Raw genomic sequence first — 17,514 nt, forward strand, 5'->3', positions numbered from 1 at the left:
TCAGCGACGCTTGAGACGCGCTTCGCATTCGCGCGCCAGCTCGCCGGGAATACATTTTCTTACTGGAACTTCCTCAAACTCGGCAGCCCGTTCGCGCGGCGGCGGCAGTGTCCTGCCCTGCACTTTCTTGCGCACGGGCTTGGCAGCGGCGCGTTTAGGCGCGCTCTTCTTTTTTACCGCAGGTTTGGCCGCCGGTTTCACGGCAGCCTTGGCCGGCGCGGCACTGGCGGCGCCGCGCTCTGCGGCGTTGGCGGCCGCAGGTGCCGACGGCGCGGGCGCCCCGGCCATGGTCCCGGCCGTGCTTGCCGCGCCGCCTTGCTGCTGCGCGGCAGCGGGATTGGCCGGCGGCTTGCCACCCTGCTCCGGCGGCAGCAAGACCAGCGGAGGCAAGGAACTGGCCGGACGCGGCGGCAGCGCCGGTGCCGGGGTCGCCGGCGCCTGGGTGCCCCGCTGCCGCGCTTGCGCATTCGCCTGCTCAGTCTGCACCCCCAGCTGCCTGATCTGTGTGAGGCTCTCGGCCCGATGTTCGCGCAACAGCCACTGGCCGCCCACGGCGCCAAGGGCCACGGCCACGCCCAAAGCCCCCACCCACAAGACCACACGCTTCCAGCGAGGCTCGGCAAGATCCTCGTTGCGCTTGTTCAGCCACGCCGGCATGTCCGCTGTGTCAGCCGGTTGTCCCGCCACTGGCGCGCCGGGAGGCGGAACGCCGAAGGCGTCCACCGAATCCAGGCTGGGTTCGCTTTTTGACGAGGAAAGGCGGTCGGTCTGGTCCAAAATCTACCCTGTGATAACGGTGAATGGCGATAGTGTAGCCAATTTTACAAACTTGCAGCGTACGGCTGCACGCCTCACGGCACCGTGCCGAAACCGCCCCCGCCCGGGGTTTCAATCACGAACACGTCGCCCGGCGCCATGGCCGTCTTGCCGATATGGGCCAGCTGCTCTTCGCTGCCATCGGCGCGCAGGACGCGGTTGATGCCGGTGGCACCCGGCTGGCCGCCGGCCATGCCGAACGGGGCGTGGATACGGTTGTTGGAGAGAATGGCGGCCGTCATGGGCTCCAGAAAGCGCACCTTGCGGATGCCGCCATTGCCGCCTCGCCACTTGCCGCCGCCACCGGAGCCGTGCCGGATTTCGTAGCTGTCGAGCCGGACCGGGAAGCGGAACTCCAGGATCTCCGGGTCGGTCAGGCGCGAATTGGTCATGTTGGTCTGCACCACGTCCGTGCCGTCAAAACCATCGCCGGCACCGGAGCCGCCGGAAATCGTCTCGTAGTACTGGTATTTCTCGTTACCGAAGGTGAAGTTGTTCATGGTTCCCTGCGAAGCGGCCATGACGCCCAGCGCGCCATACAGGGCGTTGGTGATGCAGGTCGAGGTTTCCACATTGCCCGACACGACCGAGGCCGGGTAATGGGGATTGAGCATGGAACCGGCGGGAATGATCACGCGCAGGGGCTTGAGACAGCCGGCATTGAGAGGAATGTCGTCATTGACCAGGGTGCGAAACACGTACAGCACGGCCGCCATGCACACTGCGGAAGGCGCGTTGAAATTGTTGGACAGCTGCGGCGAGGTGCCGGTGAAGTCGATTTCGGCGCTGCGCGCGGCGCGGTCGACCCGGATCGCGACCTGGATGCGGGCGCCGTTGTCCAGCGGGCAGGTGAAGCTGCCATCCTTGAGCGCCGTGATCACGCGCCGCACCGCTTCTTCGGCGTTGTCCTGCACGTGCCCCATGTAGGCCTGCACCACGTCCAGCCCGAAGTGCGCGACCATCTTGCGTAATTCCTCCACGCCCTTCTGGTTGGCCGCCACCTGCGCCCGCAGATCGGCCATGTTCTGGTCGGGATTGCGCGCCGGGTAGCGCGCGCCAGTCAACAGGGCCCGGGCCTCGGCGTCGCGCAGCAGGTGGTCGGCGCCGTCAACGAGCTTGAAATTGTTGATCAATACGCCCTCTTCCTCGATGCTGACCGAGTCCGGCGGCATCGACCCGGGCGTGGTCCCGCCAATGTCGGCGTGGTGGCCGCGCGAGCCGACATAGAACAGGATACCGGCGCCGGCTTCATCGAAGACGGGCGTGATGACGGTGACGTCGGGCAGGTGGGTGCCGCCGTGATACGGGTCGTTGAGCATGAACACGTCGCCGCTGTGCATGCGCCCGGCGTTTGCCGTCATGACGGTCTTGATGCTCTCGCCCATGGATCCCAGGTGCACCGGCATATGCGGCGCATTGGCGATCAGGTTGCCGGCTGCGTCAAAGATCGCGCAGCTGAAATCGAGGCGCTCCTTGATATTGACCGAGTATGCCGTGTTCTGCAGCCGCAGGCCCATTTGCTCGGCAATCGACATGAACAGGTTGTTGAAGATTTCCAGCATCACAGGATCGGCCGTGGTGCCGATGGCGCGCCGCGCGGGCAGCGCCTGCACCCGCGTCATGACAATGTGATCGTGCGGCGTGACCACCGCCTGCCAGCCTGGCTCCACCACGGTGGTGGCATTGTCCTCGGCGATGATGGCCGGGCCGGCGATGACGTCACCAATGTGCAATGACGCCCGCGGGTAGATGCCGCTCTGGTGCCACTGGCCGGCCGCGTACATCGGCACCCGCTGCTCCGGCTGCGGCGGCGGAGCAGCTGCGGCCCGCGCGCCGGCGCGCACCTGTTCCGCGGGCGCGTCGGCCATGCCGATTGCCTCCACGGACACTGCCTCCACGATTAGGCCGCGTGCGGCCATCAGGAAGGAAAAGCGCTTCCGGTAGGCCGCTTCAAACTGCTGCTGCATGCCCGCCGGGTCGGCGAACGGCACCACGATGGCAGAATCGGTGCCTTCGTAGCGCAGGTGGACGCGCTGCAGCAGCTGGATGCGTCCTGGCGCCACCCCCTGGCCCGCAAGCTCGGCACGAGCCGCTTCGCCCAGGGCATCGAGCCGGGCTTCGAGCGCACCCGGTGCCAGGCTGTCAAGGCGCTCTTCCACGGCCGCTTCGCGCATCGCGCCCTGGTCCGCCAGGCCCATGCCGTAGGCCGACATGACGCCGGCCAGCGAGTGGACGAACACCGTCGTCATGCCCAGTGCATCGGCCACCAGGCAGGCGTGCTGGCCTCCCGCGCCGCCAAAACTGGTCAGCACGTACTGCGTCACGTCATGCCCGCGCTGCACTGAAATCTGCTTGATGGCGTTGGCCATATTGCCCACCGCGATCTGGATGAAGCCATCGGCCACTTCTTCTGGCAGGGGCACGCTGCCGGTCGCCTCGCCAATTTGCGCTGCCATGACCGTGAATTGTTCGCGCACCGCGTCCGGGTCGAGCGGCTGGTCGGCATGCGGCCCGAACACGGCCGGAAAATGCGCCGGCTGCAGCTTGCCCAGCATGACATTGCAGTCGGTGACCGCAAGCGGGCCGCCGCGGCGGTAACTGGCCGGCCCCGGATTGGCGCCGGCGCTGTCAGGTCCCACGCGATAGCGGCTGCCATCGAAATGCAGGATCGAGCCGCCGCCGGCGGCCACCGTATGAATGCTCATCATCGGAGCGCGCATGCGCACACCGGCCACCTGGGTCTCGAACACGCGCTCGAACTCGCCGGAAAAGTGCGACACATCGGTGGACGTGCCGCCCATGTCGAACCCGATCACGCGCTCATAGCCGGCCAGCTGGCTGGCGCGCACCATGCCGACGATTCCGCCCGCGGGTCCGGACAGGATACTGTCCTTGCCCTGGAAGGTGTGCGCGTTGGTCAGACCACCACTCGACTGCATGAACTGCAGCTGCACGCCAGGCAGTTGCCCGGCCACCTGGTCAACGTAGCGGCGCAGGATGGGCGACAGGTAGGCGTCCACCACCGTAGTGTCGCCGCGCGCGACCAGTTTCATCAGGGGACTGGTCTGGTGCGATACCGATACCTGGGTAAAACCGATGTCACGCGCGATACGGGCTGCCGCCGCTTCATGCGCATGGTAGCGATAGCCGTGCATGAACACGATGGCCAGACTGCGCAGGCCCTGGTCATGCAGTGCCTGGAGCTGGACCCGCAGCCCCGCTTCGTCCAGCGGCTGCACCACCTCGCCGTGCGCGCCCATGCGTTCGTCAATCTCCACCACGCGGCTGTAGAGCAGCTCGGGCAGCACGATATGGCGGTCGAACAGGCGGGGCCGATTCTGGTACGCTATGCGCAAGGCGTCGCGAAAGCCGCGCGTGATCGCCAGCGCCGTCGGTTCGCCCTTGCGTTCGAGCAGCGCATTGGTGGCCACGGTGGTACCCATCTTGACCGCTTCGATGGCAGTCACGGGAATCGGGGCACCGGGAGCCAGGCCAAGCAGGTGCCGGATGCCGGCCACTGCGGCATCGCGGTATTGCTCGGGATTTTCCGACAGCAGCTTGTGCGTGACCAGCTGGCCATCGGGGCGGCGCGCGACGATATCGGTAAATGTGCCGCCACGATCGATCCAGAATTGCCAGTCCATGCCCGCTCCCTCAATGTGATCAAGTCCTTATTGTAGTGCGGCCCGGCCGAAACCTGATGTGGAAATGTTATGAGACCTTTGTACAGCGTCGCCGAAATCCGCGCGATCGAACAAGCTGCGGCGGCGAGCCTGCCGCCGGGGACCCTGATGCAGCGCGCCGGCCAGGCAGCGAGCAATCTGGCTGCGGACATGGCCGCCGGCGGGCCGGTACTGGTGCTCGCCGGTCCTGGCAACAATGGCGGCGACGCCCTTGAAGCGGCCGCCAACCTGGCGTTGCTCGGACGCGCCGTCACCGTTATTCATTGCGCCGGGGGCGGCCAGGTGTCCGCTGAAACCGCGCAGGCGCTGGCGCGCGCCCGGGCCGGCCATGTCCAGTTTGCGCAGGAGATGGACTGCGGCGGACAGTGGGCGCTGGTCATCGACGGCCTGTTTGGCATTGGCCTTGCCCGTCCGCTCGAAGGCCGGGCAAGGGAGCTGGCGCTGGCGGTCAATGCATTGGACTGCCAGGTGCTCGCGCTCGATGTGCCTTCGGGTCTGGATGCGGACACCGGCGCCGTCATCGGCCCTGACGGCGTGGCCATCGTGGCCAGCCATACCATCACGTTCATTGGCGACAAACCGGGCCTGCACACCTTTGCCGGGCGCGATCATGCGGCTCTGGTGACGGTGGCGGCCCTCGATATCGACCCCGCCCTGCTCCCGTCGACGGCCACGCACCTGAACGAACCGGCACTGTTTGCCCATGCATGCCAAGCCCGGCGCCATGACTCGCACAAGGGCAGCTTTGGCGATGTCGCAGTACTGGGCGGCGCCCAAGGCATGGGCGGCGCGGCAGTGCTGGCTGCACGGGGCGCGCTGTACGGCGGTGCCGGACGGGTGATGGTGGCCGCACTTGGCCCGGCACCGGCATACGACAGCATGCAGCCCGAGATCATGTTTCGCACGGCCGCGGAGGTCAATTTCAGCGGCTGCACGGTGGTGGCGGGATGCGGCATGGGCGCCGGTGCGTCCGCCATTGGCCTGCTTGCCAAGGTCCTGGACGGGGCCGGGCCGGCCGTGCTCGACGCCGACGCCATCAACCTTGTTGGCGCCAGCCCTGACCTTCTGGGCCGCGCGTCAGCGCGCGTGGGCCCCACCATCGTTACTCCCCATCCCCTGGAAGCGGCACGCCTGCTGGGCGTGACGGCGCCCGTGGTGCAGGCAGACAGGCTGGCGGCGGCGCGCGAAATTGCCGCGCGCATGCATGCCGTCGTGGTCCTCAAAGGTTCGGGCAGCGTGATTGCCGATGCCGGCGGGCGGGCCGTCATCAACGGGACCGGCAATCCGGGGCTGGCCACCGGTGGCACGGGCGATGTGCTGGCGGGCCTGTGCGGCAGCCTGCTGGCGCAGGGCTGGCCTGCGTGGGAGGCGGCACTGGGAGCGGTGTGGATTCATGGCCAGGCGGCGGATGACCTGGTGGCAGGGGGAACAGGACCGGTGGGCCTGACCGCCGGCGAATTGCCGGCGGCGATGCGCAAGGTGCTTAACCGCCTGCTGCGTTAGGAGACCAGGCGGCCCGCTGCAATGGTGATGGTGCGGCCGCAGCGCGCCGCGATGGACGGGTCGTGCGTGACCAGCACCAGCGTGGAGCCGCGTTCGCGGTTCAGTTCAAACATGAGCTGGATGACCGCTTCGCCGGTAGCGGCATCCAGGCTGCCGGTCGGTTCATCTGCAAACAGCATCGGCGGCTCGGTGACGAAGGCACGCGCCAGCGCGACGCGCTGCTGTTCGCCGCCGGACAGGTATTTGGGATAGTGCTTCAGGCGACTCGACAGCCCCACCCGGCCCAGCATGGCAGCCGCCTTTTCCCTGGCATCTGCCTCGCCGCGCAGCTCCATCGGCAGCATCACGTTTTCGAGTGCGTTCAGGTGGGCCAGCAGCTGGAACGACTGGAATACGAAGCCCAGTTTTTCCTTGCGCAGCGTGGCGCGGCCATCTTCATCGAGTGCAAAGATATCCTGGCCGGCCAGCACCACCTTGCCGCTTGACGGTGTGTCAAGACCGGCCAGAAGACCGAGCAGCGTGGACTTGCCGGATCCGGAGGCGCCCACGATGGCAAGCGTCTCGGCCGGTTGCACTGTAAAATCGACGCTATGCAGGATCGTCAGTTCGCCACTGGCGTCGGCGACCCGTTTCGACAGGTCGACCACCTCGATGGCGGGCCGCGCAGTTAGCGGTTTGGTAACCTCACTATTGGAAGCGTCTGAAATGTCACGCATGCTTGGTAATCTCAAAAAATGGACGATCTGCGGATTGCTCATGCTTGCCGCCTCGGCGAGCGCCCATTCTGCACCAAAAAAGGTTCTCGTGCTTGGCGACAGCCTGTCGGCCGAATATGGCCTCAATCGCGGCGAAGGCTGGGTGTCACTGCTGGAAAAGCGGCTGCAGAAGGAAAAGATCGAGGCCACCATCCTCAACGCCAGCATCAGCGGCGAGACCACCAGCGGCGGGCGCGCACGCCTGCCTGCCCTGCTCTCGCAGCACAAGCCGGACGTGGTGGTGATCGAACTGGGGGCCAACGACGGCCTGCGCGGCCAGCCGGTGGCGGCCTCGGAAGCGAATCTGCGGGCGATGATCGAACAATCGCACAAGAACAAGGCGCGCGTGCTGCTGGTGGGCATGCGCATGCCGCCCAATTATGGCCGTGCATACACCGAGAGCTTTTTTGGCATGTACAAGAAGCTGGCGACCCATTACAAATCACCGCTGGTGCCGTTCATGCTCGAAGGCGTGGCTGAAAAGCCGGCGCTGTTCCAGTCCGACCGGCTCCACCCTGCCGCCGCTGCGCACCCGATCATCCTTAACAATATCTGGCCGCATTTTGTCGCACTGGTGAAGGCGCCATGAAGTATCCGGCGCTGGTCAATTTCATGCACGTGCTGCCCGAGCTGGAGCAGTTCGACTGCATCATCGATGCCCGCAGCGAATCGGAGTACGCCCTCGACCATATTCCCGGCGCCATCAACTGCCCGGTGCTCAATGACGAAGAGCGCATCCTCGTTGGCACCACCTACAAGCAGGTGAACGCGTTCGAAGCAAAAAAGATCGGCGCGGCGCTGGTGTCAAAAAATATCGCCCGCCATATCGAGACGCTGTGGCTGGACAAGCCGCGCGACTGGAAGCCGCTGGTCTACTGCTGGCGCGGCGGCAATCGCAGCGGTTCACTTGCCCATGTCCTGGCCAAGATTGGCTGGCCCGCCATTCAGCTCGATGGTGGCTACAAGGCGTATCGGGCGCATGTCAGTTCTGCGCTGGAGGACCCGCCACGCCACGATTTCCGGGTCATTTGCGGGACGACGGGCAGCGGCAAGAGCCGGCTGCTGGAGGTGCTCGCGTCCATCGGCGCGCAGGTGCTGGACCTGGAAAAGCTGGCGGCGCACCGGGGATCGGTGCTGGGCAACCTGCCGTCCCAGCCGCAGCCTTCGCAAAAGATGTTTGAAACGCTGATCTGGCAGGCACTGCGCAAGTTCGATCCTGCGCGGCCCGTGTTCGTGGAGTCGGAAAGCAAAAAGGTGGGCAACCTGCGGGTGCCGGGCGCGGTGATGGAAAAAATGCGGCAGTCGCCTTGCGTGTCGCTCAATCTGTCGCGCCAAAACCGGGTGCGCCTCCTGATGGAAGACTACGAGCATTTCACGAACAGCCCGGAGACCCTCAACACCCAGCTCGATTGCCTGGTCAAGCTGCACGGGCGCGACAAGATCGACCGCTGGCACCAGTTGGCCAACAGTGGCCAGATGCCCAACCTCGTCGAAGAGCTGCTGGCAGATCATTACGATCCTGCCTATGTGCGCTCGATCGACCGCAACTTCATCCAGTTCGGGCAGGCCCAGATCGTGGAGCTGCCCGACATCGGCAGTAGTGACTTCATGGCTGCTGCCACCGCGCTGCACGGGCAGCACGCAGGCTAGGCCCCTCGGCGCATCGCAGGCAAAAAAAAAACCCGGCCAAGGCCGGGTTTTTTGTTGGTCTGGCGTGAATCTACTTCACATCAGCGGCCGCTGCCGGCTTGGCGGTGATTTTCGCCTCTGCCTTCGCTTCCAGCGCCTTGACATAGCTGTAGATCTCGCCCTGCGCCACAGCGCCGCTGATTTCTTCCAGGTCCTGGGCGCGGCGTGCCATGTTTGGCTGTGCCGGCTGGCTGACCTTGCCGATGCGGTACACGCCGTAGCCTACGCCGGGCACGTCCACGCCGACATATGCGGGCAGCTTGCTCACATCGGCCTTCAGCACTGCCAGGGCAGCGGCCGGTGCAATGGTGGGCGCCTTGGAGCGGCTCAGCACCTTCACTTCGCCGAAACCGGCAGCGTCGCCGGCAGCCTTGGCCGCGGCCATTTTCGCTTCACCGGCCTGCTTTGCCAGCCTGACGGCTTCTTCCTGGGCCACGCGCTGGCGGATCACCGCCTCGACTTCGGCCAATGGACGCTTGGCGGCCGGCTTGTACTCGACCACGCGGCCTGCGATCAGCACGGTTGGCGCCACTTCGATGGCTTCCGTATTCCGCTTATTCTTCAGCGAATCGGCAGAAAACAGAGCGGTGAGGAACTTGGCGTTGTTGAACGGCGCGTCACCCAGTGCCGGCGATGGCGTGCGGGTCAGGTTCTCGGCGGTCTTGATCTCCATGCCCAGCTTGTCGGCGGCAGGCTTGAGGCTGTCCGACTGCTCGTACACGAGATTGTTGAACTGTTCGACCAGCTCGGTGTACTTCTTCGACATCTTCTGCTTCTTTACTTCGGCCAGGATCTGCTCTTTCGCTTCTTCAAACGACTTGACCGATTCCGGCTTTACGCTCGTGACAGTGACGATGTGGTAACCGAATTCCGACTCGACCAGGCCGCTGATCTCGCCCTGCTTGAGCTTGGAAATGGTCGCTTCCACCGGCGCCGGCAGCACGCCAGGCGCAAGGGCACCGAGATCGCCGCCGTTGGCGCCCGATTCCTTGTCGTCCGATTTGGCACGCGCGATATCGGCAAACTGGGCCGGCGCCTGCTGCACTTCGGCCAGGATGGCGGCAGCACGGGCCTTGGCCGCGGCCTTGTCGGCAGCGCTCGCGCCGGGGCTCACGGCAACCAGGATGTGGCTGGCATTGCGCTGCTCCTTGGTGGTGAAGCTGCTCTTGTTCTTGGCGTAGTACTCGGCCGCTTCTTCGTCGGTGACGCTGACCTGCTTTTCCACCACCGAGGAATCAAATACCAGGTACTCGGCCTTGACCTGCTCCGGAATCTGGAACAGCGACGCGTTCTTGTCGTAGTAAGCCTTGACCATGGCATCGGTCACCTGCACTTGCGGCAGATATTGGGCGACCGGGAACAGGATTTCCTGCACTTCGCGTTCCTGCTCGCTGATGTCGGACAGGCGCGCGGCCACGGTACGCGGCGCAAAGGCGGTGGCCTGGATGGCGCCGGAGAGCTGCTGCAGCGCGAGGTCACGGCGCATGCGTTCCTGGAACATGATCGGGCTCATGCCCTGGGCGGCCAGCAGCGTCTTGTACTGCTCCATGTCGAAGCTGCCGTCGGCCTTCTTGAATGCGTCGATTTCCCGCACCTGCTTGATGACGGTTTCGTCAGGAACGGTCAGGTGGCTCTTGCGCAGTTCCGCGTCAATGGCGCGCTCTGCCACCAGATTTTCCAGGATCTGCTGCTTGGCGGCGGGCGTTTCCAGCACTTTCGGGTCGAAATCGTTACCGGCGCGGCGACGCGCATTGTCGATTTCCTGGCGCTGCGCCTCTTCCCACTCCTGCTGGGTGATTTTCTTGCCGCCGACAATGGCGACTTCCGCCGCGCCAGCACCACCACCACTGCCATATTCGCTGACACCGACCAGAATGAACGAAGGGGCAATAAACAAGACCAGCAGAAGCTGCATCCATTTTTTATGCGAGCGAATAAATTCAAACATGGGCTGACCAATTCAAAAAAAGCCATTAACACGCAAGCGAAAAAAAAGGCGAACTCTCGTTCGCCCTTTTTCTTCTTCATATTGGCGGAGCGGACGGGACTCGAACCCGCGACCCCCGACGTGACAGGCCGGTATTCTAACCAACTGAACTACCACTCCAGAATTCTGGTGTATTTTTTGGCGGAGCGGACGGGACTCGAACCCGCGACCCCCGACGTGACAGGCCGGTATTCTAACCAACTGAACTACCGCTCCCAAAAAAATACGGGTACTGCTGTGTTTGGTGGTGGGCGCTGAGAGGCTCGAACTCCCGACCTAAGCCTTGTAAGGGCTCCGCTCTACCAACTGAGCTAAGCGCCCGATCAGACAACAACCGGGTGCCTCCAAACATCTTTCAGTGATTGTCACCTCACCGAAGGCAATTAGTTTACTGCATCCTTGAGCGCTTTGCCAGCTTTAAATTTAGGAACTTTGGCGGCAGCGATCTTGATCGCTTCCTTGGTGCGCGGATTGCGGCCCGTGCGGGCGGCGCGCTCGCCGACCGAGAAGGTGCCAAAGCCAACCAGGGTGACGCTGTCGTTGTTACGCAAGCTCGTGGTGACAGCTTCCAGGACGGCGTCCAGCGCGCGCGTCGCGGAAGCCTTGGTGATGTCTGCCGACTTCGCGATTTCTTCAATCAATTCTGTTTTGTTCACATGTGCCTCATTGCTGGATAATTGCGGTGGGAAAATACCGCAGCAGCGTATTAAACAATCGGCCACATTAAGTGTCAAGCGCAAATAAAAACAGGCGCCACGAGGACGCCTGTTTTGTTACGCGACAGTTGCAGATCAGTGCTTGACCACGTCGCTGCCTGCGGCACCGTCGACATTGGGCGCGGCCACCACCGGCGGCGCTTCCACCACCGGGGTTGGCTGACGCTCGAGCGCCACTTCCAGCACCTTGTCGATCCAGCGCACCGGCACGATTTCCAGCTTGTTTTTCACATTGTCCGGAATGTCGGCCAGGTCTTTCACGTTCTGCTCCGGGATCAGGACCGTCTTGATGCCGCCGCGGTGCGCTGCCAGCAGCTTCTCTTTCAGCCCGCCGATCGGCAGCACTTCGCCGCGCAGCGTGATCTCGCCCGTCATTGCGACATCGGCGCGCACGGGAATGCCGGTAAACACCGACACCAGTGCCGTCGTCATCGCGATACCGGCCGATGGACCATCCTTGGGCGTTGCACCTTCCGGCACGTGGATATGAATGTCGGCCTTTTCAAACACGTCATTCTTGATGCCCAGGCGGTTGGCGCGCGAGCGTACCACCGTGCGCGCCGCTTCAATCGACTCCTTCATCACGTCGCCCAGGGTACCGGTGCGTACCACGGCGCCCTTGCCGGGCATCTGCATCGCTTCGATGGTCAGCAGGTCGCCACCGACTTCGGTCCAGGCCAGGCCGACCACCTGGCCGATCTGGTTTTCTTTCTCGGCCACGCCAAAGTCGTAGCGGCGCACGCCGAGGAACTTGTCGATGTTCTCTTCGGTGACCGTGACCTGCTTGTCCGATTTTTTCAGCAACAGCATCTTGACCACCTTGCGGCAGATCTTCGACACTTCGCGCTCGAGCGAACGGACACCGGCTTCGCGGGTGTAGTAGCGGATGATGGCGCGAATGGCCCCCTCTTCCACCGTGATCTCGCCATCCTTGAGACCATTGGCGCGGATCTGCTTGGGCAGCAGGTAGCGCTGCGCAATGCTGGTCTTCTCGTCTTCGGTGTAGCCGGACAGGCGAATCACTTCCATGCGGTCGAGCAGCGCCGGCGGGATGTTGTACGAGTTCGAGGTCGCCACGAACATCACATCCGACAGGTCGAAGTCCACTTCAATATAGTGGTCCGAGAACGTGTGGTTCTGTTCCGGGTCCAGCACCTCGAGCAGGGCCGATGACGGATCGCCGCGGAAGTCCGCGCCCATCTTGTCGATCTCGTCGAGCAGGAACAGCGGGTTGCGCACGCCGACCTTGGCCAGCGACTGCAGCACCTTGCCCGGCATGGAGCCGATGTAGGTACGGCGGTGGCCGCGGATCTCGGCTTCATCGCGCACGCCGCCCAGGGCCATGCGCACGAACTTGCGGTTGGTGGCCTTGGCGATCGACTGGCCAAGCGACGTCTTGCCCACGCCCGGAGGACCGACGAAGCACAGGATCGGCGCCTTGAGCTTGTCGACGCGCTGCTGCACCGCGAGGTATTCCAGGATGCGTTCCTTGACCTTGTCGAGGCCATAGTGGTCGCCCTCGAGCACCTTCTCGGCATTTTCCAGGTCGTTGTTGACCTTGGACTTCTTCTTCCAAGGCAGGTTGACCAGGGTGTCGATGTAGTTGCGCACCACGGTCGCTTCTGCCGACATGGGCGACATCAGCTTGAGCTTCTTGATCTCGTTGTTGGCCTTGTCCAGGGCTTCCTTCGGCATCTTGGCGGCGATGACCTTCTTTTCCAGTTCATCGATGTCGGCGCCGTCTTCGCCCTCGCCCAGCTCCTTCTGGATGGCCTTGACCTGCTCGTTCAGGTAGTACTCGCGCTGCGACTTTTCCATCTGGCGCTTGACGCGGCCGCGGATGCGCTTTTCCACTTGCAGGATATCGAGTTCGCCTTCGAGCTGGCCGAGCAGGTGCTCGAGGCGCTTGGCAACGTTGAAGATCTCCAGGATCACCTGCTTTTGCTCGAGCTTGAGCGGCAGGTGGGCCGCGACGGTGTCGGCCAGGCGGCCTGCGTCGTCAATGCCCGCCAGCGAGGCGAGGATCTCGGGAGGGATCTTCTTGTTCAGTTTGACGTACTGGTCGAACTGCTGGACGATGGCGCGGCGCATGGCCTCGACTTCGGAGTCGTCGCCGATTTCAGAATCGAGGGGCGTGATGTCCGCCATGAAGTGCGCCGGCGCATCGCTGATGTGATTGATGCGCGCACGCTGTGCTCCCTCGACCAGGACCTTGACGGTGCCGTCGGGAAGTTTAAGCATCTGGAGAATATTGGCCACGCAACCGATCTCGTAGATGTCGGTTGCCGATGGCTCGTCTTTGGCGGCGGCTTTTTGCGCGGCCAGCATGATGCTCTTGCCCTGTTCCATGGCTGCTTCAAGCGCCTTGATCGACTTCGGACGGCCGACGAACAGTGGTATCACCATATGCGGGAAGACGACCACGTCGCGCAACGGCAGTAATGGCAGCGTCGTTTGCTCGGTTAATTTGGAAGTTGTCATGGCATACCTTATAGAAAAGCGTGTGTATGATGTTGGCACAAAATGCCCAAACACAAGACCGGAAAATGAAAAATATTTTCTATAAGCGGTTTGAATTAACTAACAACTTATATCGAATACACCGGAATTAATCTAAATGAATTTTTGAACTATCAAATAAAAAAAGCCACTGCACAGCAGGCGCTGCGAGTGGCTTTTCGATTGAAGCCTGATTCTTTTATTGAGGTAAATTGTACCGTCAAGAATTAGGGAGTCAACGTGTTTTGTTGTGTGCACACGGCACAATCTCAATTTTCGCCCGAAGCCTTCGCAGATTCGCTGTAAATGAGTAAAGGTTTTGCCCCATTCGTGATCGTATTTTCATCAATCACGACCTTGACGACGTTTTGCTCATTTGGCAGTTCATACATTACATCCAGCAGTGCATGTTCGAGAATGGAACGCAGGCCGCGCGCGCCGGTTTTGCGGGCCAGTGCTTTTCGTGCAATGGCATGCAAGGCGGCCGGGCGGATTTCAAGTTCCGCGCCTTCCATTTCGAGCAGTTTAGAATACTGTTTGATCAAGGCGTTTTTCGGCTCGATCAGAATCTGGATCAGCGCGTCCTCTGTCAATTCCGACAAGGCTGCCACCACCGGCAGGCGGCCCACCAATTCGGGAATCAGTCCGAACTTGATCAGGTCTTCCGGCTCGGCTTCCAGCAAGATGTCGCTGTTATCGCGTTCCACGGTGGTTTTAACACTGGCCGAAAAACCGATGCCGCCCTTTTCGGAACGGTTCTGGATAATCTTTACCAGGCCGTCAAATGCGCCACCACAGATAAACATGATATTGGTGGTATCAATCTGGACAAAATCCTGGTTGGGATGCTTGCGTCCGCCCTGCGGCGGTACCGATGCCATGGTGCCTTCGATCAGCTTGAGCAGCGCCTGCTGCACGCCCTCGCCCGATACATCGCGGGTAATCGACGGATTATCGGACTTGCGCGAAATCTTGTCGATTTCATCGATATACACAATGCCGCGCTGGGCCTTGTCGACTTCGTAATTGCAGCTTTGCAGCAGCTTCTGGATGATGTTCTCGACATCCTCGCCCACGTAGCCCGCTTCCGTCAGCGTGGTGGCGTCGGCAATGACGAAGGGAACGTTGAGCATGCGCGCCAGGGTCTGGGCCAGCAGCGTCTTGCCCGAGCCGGTAGGACCGACCAGCAGGATGTTGCTCTTGGCCAGCTCGACATCATCCTTCTTGCCGAGGTGCTTGAGGCGCTTGTAATGGTTGTAGACGGCGACCGACAGGATGCGCTTGGCCTTTTGCTGGCCGATCACATACTGGTCAAGCAAGTCCTTGATTTCGTTGGGCGTGGGCAGGTCGGACTTGGCGCCGGACACCGATTCCACGTTCGAAGTTTCATCGCGGATGATGTCGTTGCACAGGTCAATGCATTCATCGCAAATGAACACCGATGGTCCTGCGATGAGTTTCTTCACCTCGTGCTGGCTCTTGCCACAGAACGAGCAGTAAAGGAGTTTTTCGCCGCTGGAGGATTTTTTGTCAGACATGGGCAGATTTCTAATGGATTGCAGTGAATATAAGGCCTGGGCGGGCTAGCCACAAGTGCGGCCGCGCACATTAGCATGCTACCCGAAATAAAAAACAAACGCCCGAACGTTGTCGCGCCCGGGCGTTTTATTCAGCAACAACGTGGTGCTTGCATCAAGCGCGGCTGGTCAGGACTTTGTCAATCAGGCCATACTCGGCGGCTTCGTCGCCGGACATGAAGCGATCACGGTCAGTATCCTTGTGGATCTGTTCCATGGTCTTGCCGGTGCGCTCCGCGAGGATGTGGTTGAGGCGCTCGCGCAGGTACAGGATTTCCTTGGCCTGGATTTCGATATCCGAAGCCTGGCCCTGCGACCCACCGGACGGCTGGTGAATCATGATGCGCGAGTTTGGCAGCGAGAACCGCTTGCCGCGGGCGCCCGCCGCCAGCAGGAAGGCGCCCATCGACGCGGCCATGCCGGTACACAGGGTGGACACGTCGGGCTTGATGAAGTTCATCGTATCGAAGATGGCCAGGCCCGCCGACACCGACCCGCCAGGCGAGTTGATGTACAGCGAAATATCCTTGTCCGGATTCTCGCTTTCGAGGAACAACAGCTGCGCCACGATCAGGTTGGCCATCTGGTCATTGACCGGACCGACCATGAAAATCACGCGCTCCTTGAGCAGGCGCGAGTAGATATCGTAAGCGCGTTCGCCACGGCCGCTTTGCTCCACGACCATCGGCACGAGGCCGAGTGCTTGCGTATCCAATGCAGGATTATGGTTCATACCTGGCTATTCCTTTAAGAAGAGCTTAAACAGGAGCTTAAGCTTGTGCGTTAGAGCCCATCAGTTCGTCAAAGGCGACCGCCTTGGTGGTGGTCTTGGCCTTGCCGAGTACATAGTTAACGACGTTTTCTTCCAATACAAGGGCTTCCACTTCCGACAGGCGGCGGCGGTCGCTGTAGTAGTACTTGAGTACTTCGCGCGGATCTTCATAAGACTGGGCGAAATCTTCGATCTGGGCCTTGACCTGTTCCGGGGTGGCTTGCAGTTTGTTGTCACCAACCAACTGCGACAGGATCAGTCCCAGGCGCACGCGGCGCTCGGCCTTGGTGGCGAACAGCTCGGTCGGGAACTGCATGTTCTTGACATCCATGCCACGCTGGGTCATGTCCTGGCGCGTCATTTCGGCCAGGCGCTCGCAATCCTGGGCCACCATCGACTGCGGCACATCCATCTCGACAACCTTGACCAGGGCATCCATGACGGCTTCCTTGTTGCGGGCCTTGACGCGGCCGGCCACTTCACGCTCGAGGTTGAGCTTGATGTCGGAACGCATCTTGACCAGGTCGCCGTCTTCCATGCCCAGCGACTTGGCAAATTCTGCATCGACTTCCGGCAGGTGGGCCCATTCGAGCTGCTTGAGGGTGATGGTGAACTCGGCGGTCTTGCCGGCCACGTCCTTGCCATGGTAATCCTCGGGGAAGGCCAGCGGGAAAGTCTTGCTCTCGCCCACTTTCAGGCCGACGGTGGCAGCTTCGAATTCCGGCAGCATGCGGCCTTCGCCGAGCACGAAGGTGTAGTCGTCGGCTTTGCCGCCTGGGAACTCCACGCCATCGATCACGCCGACGAAGTCAACGGTGACGCGGTCGCCGTTGGCAGCAACCGGTTCGCCGCCGTCGCCGTGTTCGCCTGCCACGCCTTTTGGATGGTAGTGCACGCGCTGCTTGCGCAGGATGTCGATGGTTTTTTCGATTTCAGCGTCCGACACTTCGGCCTGGACGGTTTCGATTTCCACGGCCGACAGGTCGGGCACGACCACTTCCGGGTAGACTTCGAAGGTGGCGTCGAAGGACAGCGTGCCTTCGGGCGACTCCTGCTTTGGCTCGATCTTGGGGAAACCGGCGACGCGCAACTGGGCAGCATTGGCAGCGTCATTGAACGCGCGGCCGACCTTGTCGTTGAGGACATCGGACTCGATCTGGTAGCCGTACTGGGCAGCGACCATCTTCAGAGGAACTTTACCTGGACGGAAGCCGGGGGCTTTCGCGGTTTTCGCCTGTTGCTTGAGGCGTTTTTCGACTTCCGTACGGACGTCAGTCAGCGGAAAAGAGATCGTCAAGCGACGTTCGAGTTTACCCAGGGTTTCGACTGCAGTTGCCATTGTAAAAATCGTCCAAAAAAATATGAATTAAACTCGTGGTGCGAGGAGGGGGACTCGAACCCCCACACCATTGCTGGCGTCAGGACCTAAACCTGGTGCGTCTACCAATTTCGCCATCCTCGCGGGATCGCAGCCGCCTTTGCGACTGCCTCTGACCGTCTGAAAACACAAAGGGCGC

The 17,514-nt window shown here is 62.1% G+C and carries 12 protein-coding genes and 4 tRNA genes; 3 read left to right on the forward strand and 13 right to left on the reverse strand.

The features are described 5' to 3' along the window. Both KY495_RS21150 and KY495_RS21155 read right to left on the reverse strand, forming a co-directional pair. Positions 1-657, reverse strand: coding sequence for a hypothetical protein (locus KY495_RS21150; protein ID WP_219881263.1), 657 nt, complete (start codon positions 655-657; stop codon positions 1-3). Positions 658-851: 194 nt separating this feature from the next. Beyond that, positions 852-4,460, reverse strand: coding sequence for a hydantoinase B/oxoprolinase family protein (locus tag KY495_RS21155; RefSeq protein ID WP_219881264.1), 3,609 nt, complete (start codon positions 4,458-4,460; stop codon positions 852-854). A 69-nt stretch (positions 4,461-4,529) separates the two neighbouring features. Between KY495_RS21155 and KY495_RS21160 the strand changes: the two genes are divergently transcribed. After that, positions 4,530-6,002 carry an NAD(P)H-hydrate dehydratase gene (locus tag KY495_RS21160; protein WP_219881265.1) on the forward strand — a complete coding sequence of 491 codons (1,473 nt, stop codon included), beginning with the start codon at positions 4,530-4,532 and terminating at the stop codon, positions 6,000-6,002. Here KY495_RS21160 and KY495_RS21165 read toward each other — a convergent pair. Next, positions 5,999-6,718 carry an ABC transporter ATP-binding protein gene (locus tag KY495_RS21165; RefSeq protein ID WP_229518402.1) on the reverse strand — a complete coding sequence of 240 codons (720 nt, stop codon included), beginning with the start codon at positions 6,716-6,718 and terminating at the stop codon, positions 5,999-6,001. The genes KY495_RS21160 and KY495_RS21165 overlap by 4 nt on opposite strands. A 40-nt stretch (positions 6,719-6,758) precedes the next feature. Here KY495_RS21165 and KY495_RS21170 point away from each other — a divergent pair, with 40 nt between their 5' ends. Beyond that, the gene (locus tag KY495_RS21170) at positions 6,759-7,346 is read left to right on the forward strand and encodes an arylesterase (RefSeq protein WP_229518403.1); all 588 of its coding nucleotides are present in this window, start codon (positions 6,759-6,761) and stop codon (positions 7,344-7,346) included. Further along, positions 7,343-8,407 carry a tRNA 2-selenouridine(34) synthase MnmH gene (gene mnmH / locus KY495_RS21175; RefSeq protein ID WP_219881268.1) on the forward strand — a complete coding sequence of 355 codons (1,065 nt, stop codon included), beginning with the start codon at positions 7,343-7,345 and terminating at the stop codon, positions 8,405-8,407. The genes KY495_RS21170 and mnmH overlap by 4 nt, the downstream gene beginning before the upstream one ends. A gap of 70 nt (positions 8,408-8,477) precedes the next feature. Here the strand turns inward: mnmH and KY495_RS21180 are convergent, their stop codons facing one another. From KY495_RS21180 to KY495_RS21225, 10 genes are all read right to left on the reverse strand, one after another. Next, positions 8,478-10,394, reverse strand: a complete 1,917-nt coding sequence (locus KY495_RS21180) for a SurA N-terminal domain-containing protein (RefSeq protein ID WP_219881269.1) — start codon at positions 10,392-10,394, stop codon at positions 8,478-8,480. A gap of 82 nt (positions 10,395-10,476) precedes the next feature. Further along, positions 10,477-10,553, reverse strand: a tRNA-Asp gene (locus KY495_RS21185). A 19-nt stretch (positions 10,554-10,572) separates the two neighbouring features. Next, positions 10,573-10,649: transfer RNA gene (locus KY495_RS21190), tRNA-Asp, on the reverse strand. Positions 10,650-10,678: 29 nt separating this feature from the next. After that, positions 10,679-10,754, reverse strand: a tRNA-Val gene (locus KY495_RS21195). 62 nt (positions 10,755-10,816) lie between these two features. Continuing rightward, on the reverse strand, positions 10,817-11,089 hold the full coding sequence (locus KY495_RS21200; RefSeq protein WP_219881270.1) for an HU family DNA-binding protein: 273 nt from the start codon (positions 11,087-11,089) through the stop codon (positions 10,817-10,819). A 135-nt stretch (positions 11,090-11,224) separates the two neighbouring features. Then, the gene (lon, locus tag KY495_RS21205; RefSeq protein ID WP_219881271.1) at positions 11,225-13,630 is read right to left on the reverse strand and encodes an endopeptidase La; all 2,406 of its coding nucleotides are present in this window, start codon (positions 13,628-13,630) and stop codon (positions 11,225-11,227) included. Positions 13,631-13,917: 287 nt separating this feature from the next. Then, positions 13,918-15,186 (reverse strand): ATP-dependent Clp protease ATP-binding subunit ClpX, encoded by a 1,269-nt coding sequence (gene clpX, locus KY495_RS21210; protein WP_219881272.1) that lies wholly within the window; start codon positions 15,184-15,186, stop codon positions 13,918-13,920. Positions 15,187-15,340: 154 nt separating this feature from the next. After that, entirely contained in the window at positions 15,341-15,958 is a 618-nt protein-coding gene (gene clpP, locus KY495_RS21215) for an ATP-dependent Clp endopeptidase proteolytic subunit ClpP (RefSeq protein WP_219881273.1), read from the reverse strand. A 37-nt stretch (positions 15,959-15,995) separates the two neighbouring features. After that, positions 15,996-17,336, reverse strand: a complete 1,341-nt coding sequence (gene tig / locus KY495_RS21220) for a trigger factor (RefSeq protein ID WP_219881274.1) — start codon at positions 17,334-17,336, stop codon at positions 15,996-15,998. A 36-nt stretch (positions 17,337-17,372) separates the two neighbouring features. Then, positions 17,373-17,459: transfer RNA gene (locus KY495_RS21225), tRNA-Leu, on the reverse strand. Positions 17,460-17,514 lie beyond the last annotated feature (55 nt).

The organism is Massilia sp. PAMC28688 (genome assembly GCF_019443445.1).
Classification (GTDB): Bacteria; Pseudomonadota; Gammaproteobacteria; order Burkholderiales; family Burkholderiaceae_D; genus Telluria_A.

Coding starts and splice junctions, on each gene's coding strand:
- clpP (WP_219881273.1), bottom strand. CDS start 15,958: ATGAACCATAATCCTGCATTGGATACGCAAGCACTCGGCCTCGTGCCG.
- KY495_RS21180 (WP_219881269.1), bottom strand. CDS start 10,394: ATGTTTGAATTTATTCGCTCGCATAAAAAATGGATGCAGCTTCTGCTG.
- lon (WP_219881271.1), bottom strand. CDS start 13,630: ATGACAACTTCCAAATTAACCGAGCAAACGACGCTGCCATTACTGCCG.
- tig (WP_219881274.1), bottom strand. CDS start 17,336: ATGGCAACTGCAGTCGAAACCCTGGGTAAACTCGAACGTCGCTTGACG.
- clpX (WP_219881272.1), bottom strand. CDS start 15,186: ATGTCTGACAAAAAATCCTCCAGCGGCGAAAAACTCCTTTACTGCTCG.
- KY495_RS21150 (WP_219881263.1), bottom strand. CDS start 657: ATGCCGGCGTGGCTGAACAAGCGCAACGAGGATCTTGCCGAGCCTCGC.
- mnmH (WP_219881268.1), top strand. CDS start 7,343: ATGAAGTATCCGGCGCTGGTCAATTTCATGCACGTGCTGCCCGAGCTG.
- KY495_RS21155 (WP_219881264.1), bottom strand. CDS start 4,460: ATGGACTGGCAATTCTGGATCGATCGTGGCGGCACATTTACCGATATC.
- KY495_RS21165 (WP_229518402.1), bottom strand. CDS start 6,718: ATGCGTGACATTTCAGACGCTTCCAATAGTGAGGTTACCAAACCGCTA.
- KY495_RS21170 (WP_229518403.1), top strand. CDS start 6,759: ATGCTTGCCGCCTCGGCGAGCGCCCATTCTGCACCAAAAAAGGTTCTC.
- KY495_RS21160 (WP_219881265.1), top strand. CDS start 4,530: ATGAGACCTTTGTACAGCGTCGCCGAAATCCGCGCGATCGAACAAGCT.